3 protein-coding genes and 1 pseudogene are annotated in these 5,471 nt (G+C 67.2%); all 4 read left to right on the top strand.

All coding sequences use genetic code 11. The features are described from left to right. The first annotated feature begins 172 nt into the window (after positions 1 to 172). Positions 173 to 1,006, top strand: coding sequence for a hypothetical protein (locus tag ACFVWD_RS57115; protein WP_389606998.1), 834 nt, complete (start codon positions 173 to 175; stop codon positions 1,004 to 1,006). A gap of 314 nt (positions 1,007 to 1,320) precedes the next feature. Beyond that, positions 1,321 to 1,485: pseudogene (locus ACFVWD_RS57110) on the top strand (esterase); the annotation flags it as partial. A 698-nt stretch (positions 1,486 to 2,183) separates the two neighbouring features. After that, positions 2,184 to 3,623: an endonuclease/exonuclease/phosphatase family protein gene (locus tag ACFVWD_RS57105; RefSeq protein ID WP_389606995.1), complete on the top strand. Its 1,440-nt coding sequence runs from the start codon at positions 2,184 to 2,186 to the stop codon at positions 3,621 to 3,623. Between the two features lie 596 nt (positions 3,624 to 4,219). Beyond that, positions 4,220 to 4,690: an alpha/beta hydrolase family esterase gene (locus ACFVWD_RS57100; protein WP_389606996.1), complete on the top strand. Its 471-nt coding sequence runs from the start codon at positions 4,220 to 4,222 to the stop codon at positions 4,688 to 4,690. The last annotated feature ends 781 nt before the right edge of the window (positions 4,691 to 5,471 follow it).

Raw genomic sequence — 5,471 nt, 5'->3', positions numbered from 1 at the left:
GACCAGGTACGACAAGCTCGCCGTCCGCTACGAGTCGACCGTCCAGCTCACCCTCATACGACAGGCGCTGTGACCACATCTCAAACACGTCCTAGGAGCCCGCCTTGGCCGCACCCTCCACGAGCGCGCCCGCGACACGGCGGTCGTCGACCCCACCCCCGCGCCGGCGAGCATCCGCACCGAACACGCATTCCCTCGCGAAGAACTCGATCCCGGCCAGCACCGGCGCGCTCTGCTCGCCCTGGCCGACGACCTCGGCACCCGCCTGCGCACCAGCAACCAGATCGCCCAAGGCCTGACCTGCACCATCCATTACGCCGACCAGACGGCCACCCGCCGCAGCCGCACCCTGCCCGAAGCCACCCACCACACCGTGCTCCTGGCGCGCACCGCCTACGCCCTGTACGAATCCTCGGGCTCCAGCGCGCCCGGGTCCGCAGCATCGCGCTGCGCGCCGACGCTCTCCAGCCCGCAAAGCCACCCGGCAGCTCACCCTCGACATCGCCGACGACAAGCCCCTCGAGATCGAAGCCGTCGCCGACCGCGCCCTGGCCCGCTTCGGGCACAGTGTGCTCTGCCCGGCGGCCCTTGCAAACACAGCGCGCATGCGCACAGCTGGCGCCCGCGACGGGCACGTCTTCGGGCGGCAGCAGCCAGGAGGGGACAGCCGACCTACTTGAGACCAACTCGCCAAAGGCGGAGCGGCTCCCCGATTGCTGTGGAGGAGGGAGGTGCAGCGTCCGTAGCCGTCGGGACGCTGCAAGGCATCCACCGGCTCGACTGGGCAACGAACTGGCTCGGCAAGATCGCAGAAACTGTCGACGACCGCGACGTCCTGGCCATTCACCGACTGGGCGGAGAGCTGCGCCCGAGCCATCCATGGGCATGCCTGGGATCACCGGGGCCTGTGGGATGGCCGGATGGCGCCGGCTCGGACCCGCGATCTCATTCTTGTGCCCCGTGCCTGCCCGTTATCGCAGGTCCACTCAGGCGTACTGGTACGTGATCAGGGGGTTGCAGTCGGGAGTTCGGGTCCGAGAACCGGGATGTCCCTTGTGGCGGAGAGGGCAGGATTCGAACCTGCGTGGGCCTCTGAGGGGGCCCGACCGTGAGGCGTGCTCGCTGGTCCCGATCAGCCACTCCGGGCACCTCTCCTCGTTCACGGCCCCGGTGGTGCTCCGTGCCGTTCACGTGAACGAGATTGGCAGGGCCCCCTGACGGGGGACTGGTGTGTCCGTGATGCGGTCTGCTGGGGAGCCTGACGGTCTGCCGCTGGACCCCGTCAACCGAGGCGGAGGGCCGCCGTGGTCGGCTCCGGTGGACGACAACTACAACCAGGTTGCGGCAGGCCGCGCCCGCCAGAGCGGCGGCTACACCTACGCCAACGGCTCCAATCAGAACATGGGTCTATACAACGTCGCCGTCATCCACACGCTGAAGGAGACGTCCCCGGGCTACTTCGTCATCGCCGGTTCTGACTGCTGAGCATGCGGCCGGCCCGTCCCCTGTCAGCAAGACCGCCGCAACCACGTCCGGAACAACGGCGCCGACACGGCCACCACAACGTCGGGCGATTTCAGAGGTGATCGCCCGCCTGCGAAGAATCCGCCGGTGCTTGTCGAAGCCGTTGCCGCATTCGGCGAACACATACCGCAGACGATGGCGGGACGGACGCGGAGGCCGCGTATACGAGGAATGGCGTCGAGCAGGGGGATCAACTGGGTGATCCCTCTGCTCGTCTTCGCCGGTCAGTGACATTGCGAGAGATGTGGCGTGCTGGTCGACGATCACTTGATGCCTGCTGTCGGGGCTTCCGCGGTCGACGGGCGACGGCCCGGTGCAGAGCACCCCTAATCCGATCTGTAGGCGGTTCGAACTCGTCCGTCTCGGGCGTCATGATGAGCGCTCCTTGATGACGTGGCGCGTGGGTTGACGCAAGGTATCGGCCGCCATTGGCACTCCCCGGCGCCGATGTCGAAGTCCGCCGCCAAGGCGGACGAGATGCTTCCAGCGTCGCCAGCGCATGAGGCTTCTGAGTACCGGGGCATGGAGGAATGCGTAGTGCAGTACGTAGACTCCCTGATTCATTTCGACCGGGGTGTCTGCCAGGGTCGGGACAGCCTGACTTCCCGGCCGGAACTTGGACGATACCGGGTGCGGGTCTGGGCGAAAGGGGAAAACGGATGCCGGGCAGAGGGGCGACCTTCGGGGTGGCGTCGCTGAATGTCTGCTGCGGGCTGGCGAACTCGCTGCCTCCGGTGCGGGAGCGAGCGGTGGAGTTCTGCCGGCGTCTTGAAGAGGCGGACGTGGACATCGTGAACTTCCAGGAGGTCTGGACGCCCGGCCTGCTGGCCTTCCTGCGGACCCGGTTGCCGTCGTTCCGCTTCGTTGCCCGCAAGACCGGGGTGCTCGGTCAGCCAGCAGGTGGCCTGGTCTCGTTCTCCCGGCTGCCGCTGGCGTCAGCCGAGTACGTGTCGTTCCGTGGCACGCGTCCGCAGGGCGGAAGCCGGTTCTTTCGCGCGGCCATGACCGCGGGCGCCTGTCTGCAAGGCTTGCTGGTCTTCAGGGTCCCGGCACTGCGCACAGTGGTGGGAAACGTGCATCTGACCGCGAACAGGGACGGGGAGTGGTCGGCCGGTAATCGTTACGAAGCCCTTCAGGCCGAGCAGGTGAGGCGGGTCCACGAAGTCTTGGACCGGACCCGCAGCCCATGGACGGCCCTGGTGATCGCCTGTGGTGACTTCAACCTCCCCAGCGACTGCGGTCTGTATGACGCCGTGGTGGACGGCGGCGTGTGGCAGGATCCGTTCGCCGCGGGGAACGTGCCGACCTTCCACGCCGACTTGCTGCCCGCCCATGAGCGAGCCCACCGGGTCGACTATCTGCTCGTCGACGGTGACCTCGATCGCCACCCGGTCACGGAAACCGATCTGCTGTTCACCGAGCCGGTCGCGCTGCCTTCCGGGGGTACCGCCTGCCTCTCCGATCATGTGTCGCAAGTGGTCCGCTTCTCCGTGCCCGGACCGCCGGACTACGGCCACCTTGCGGCCAGGGATTCCGCCCTGTCCTTGCAGCCGCCGTACCGCCTTGATCCCGACGCGGGCCCGTATGGCACCTACCCGCACAGGCCACGCATGGGCTGGCGCCGGTCTCCGGCCCGGCGCACGCCGATCACGGCATATGTCGGACCTGCCGGGACAGGAAAGACCATCCGGGCGCTCTACGAGTCGAGGCCGATCGACCTGGGCAGGACGGCCATCAGCGGCCAGGTCTACTGGATCAACGCCCGCGACAAGGAGTCCCTGAAGGCCGGCCTCACCGACCTGGCAGTCAAGGCGGGCGCCACACCGAGGCAACTGCAGGCGGCCCGAGACGGCAGGAAGCCGCTGGAGGACCTGGCCCTCGCTGCCCTGGAAGGGAAACGGGAGGACACGTGGGACAACTGGTTCCTCGTCCTGGACGGACTGGATGACCCTGCGATGCTCGCCCAGGCGCACTCCGCAACCGGGATTCTTCGCCGGGGCGTGCCCCGGCGCCGCAACAGCCACATCATCGTGACCTCCCGTATCCGCGATCCTGGGGCCTGGGGGCCCTGGATCAGGCGGGTGCCCGTCGGCACATAGAAGTCCCGTCCCGCCCCACCGTCGCCGAAGGCTGCTCGCTCCCGAGCCACGACAGCCAACCGCGCGATGCTGTAGGGACGTACCGCTATGAGGCGCCCCCACACAAGGCATAACGCTGGGGTATTGGCACCAACTATGGCGTGAATCCGTGTCTGAAATCACCATTTTGTGAGGCAGGCAGTCCAACCCTGACAGCCGTCATCAGTCGTCGGTGCAGTCGGAGTAGAGCTCACGAACAGGCCCTCTGCTCTCCCGACACACACGACCGCATTGCGTGGCAGCGCGCCAGGGTGACCAGGCCAACCTCACCTGTCAACGGAAGAGGTACCAACCACCATATCGACGTCTTCAACGTCTGGAGCCGCAATGCCCCCCACCAACCGATCCGGCCCCGCGAGGAATCTCCTGCGGTGCCTCACGGCTTTGATCACAACCGTGGCACTCGCGCTGGGCGGCCAGTTTGCCGCCCAGCCCACAGAGGCGGCCTCGCTGAACCAGATCGTCGGCTTCGGATCCAACCCCGGCAATCTGGCGATGTACAGCTACATACCTGACACCCTTCCGCCAGAGGCACCGCTGGTGGTCGCCCTGCACGGCTGCACGCAGCCGACTACTACAGCCATTGTGGGTGGCCAAAGTACGCGGACCGGTACGGCTTCGCACTGGTCTTCCCTCAGACCAGCAGCTCCAACAACGCCATGTCCTGCTTCAACTGGTTCCAGCCCGAAGACTCCCGCAGAGGCCAGGGAGAGGCACTGTCCGTCAAACAGATGGTCGACTACGCCAAAGCCCACTTCGGAACCGACCCGAGCCGCATATACGTCACCGGATTGTCCGCGGGCGGTGCGATGACCGCAGACCTGCTCGCCGACTACCCAGACGTCTTCGCGGGGGGCAATCGACTCCGGTCTGCCCGCGCAATGCGGCACCGATCTAGTCAGCGCCATCCAGTGCCAGTACATGGCCTCCAACAAGGCGCCGCAGCAGTGGGGCGGCCTGGTGCGCAACTCCGACCCAGGATGGAGCGGGCCTTGGCCTCGGGTGGCGATCTGGCAGGGCACAAGTGACTGGACGGTCGTACCTGCCAACGCTAACGAGCTGCGCGACCAGTGGACCAATGTGTGGGGCATCGGCCAGACACCGTCCGCCACGACGAGCCTGCCAGGTGGGACCACCCGCGCCGTCTACGACGACGCGAACGGGGACCCGGTCGTGGAGACGTACATGATCTCCGGCATGGGGCATGTCCTGGCCGTCAGCCCTGGTAGTGGAGCCGACCAGTGCGGTGCCACGGGTGCCTACTTCCTCACCGGTATCTGTTCGTCGTACTACACCGCGGCCTTCTGGGGTCTCGGCAGCTTGTGCGGTGACCGCGAACGTTCGCCGGGTTGCGCAGCCGCCAGTTGCGCCTTGTCCTCATCGTCGGACGGAACCGGCGAACCACTCCGGTCACAGCACCAGCGGCTCACCGTCCCGTGGTGCCAGGGTCGGCATGCAGGGTCAGGGCCGCGAGGTCGCCGCCGAAGCCCACCACGAGCGAGCCTTCCGGGGTCAGGGTCGGCGAGTGGACCGGCGCGGGAAAGCCAGTTGCCGGCCGATCTGCCGCCTGGCCGCCGGCTCCCACAGGCCCACCGTTCCGTCGGAACCACCCGTGACGACCCAGAGTTCTCCACCGATCACCGCAGTCATCACCGCGGAAACTGTGCCTGCGTGGCCGACCAGCGTGCCAACTTCCCGTGAGGTGTCCGCCGGAGTGACTCTGCTGGTCTTTTCACGGTGACGCGAGTGAGAGGCGGAGGGTGTCGAGGCGTGAGGTCCAGCTGCCGCCGAGCGGGGTTCCGGAGAGCC

It is taken from the genome of Streptomyces sp. NPDC058086, from assembly GCF_042885015.1.
Taxonomy (GTDB): domain Bacteria; phylum Actinomycetota; class Actinomycetes; order Streptomycetales; family Streptomycetaceae; genus Streptomyces.
This window is presented reverse-complemented; position numbering and strand designations above follow the sequence as displayed.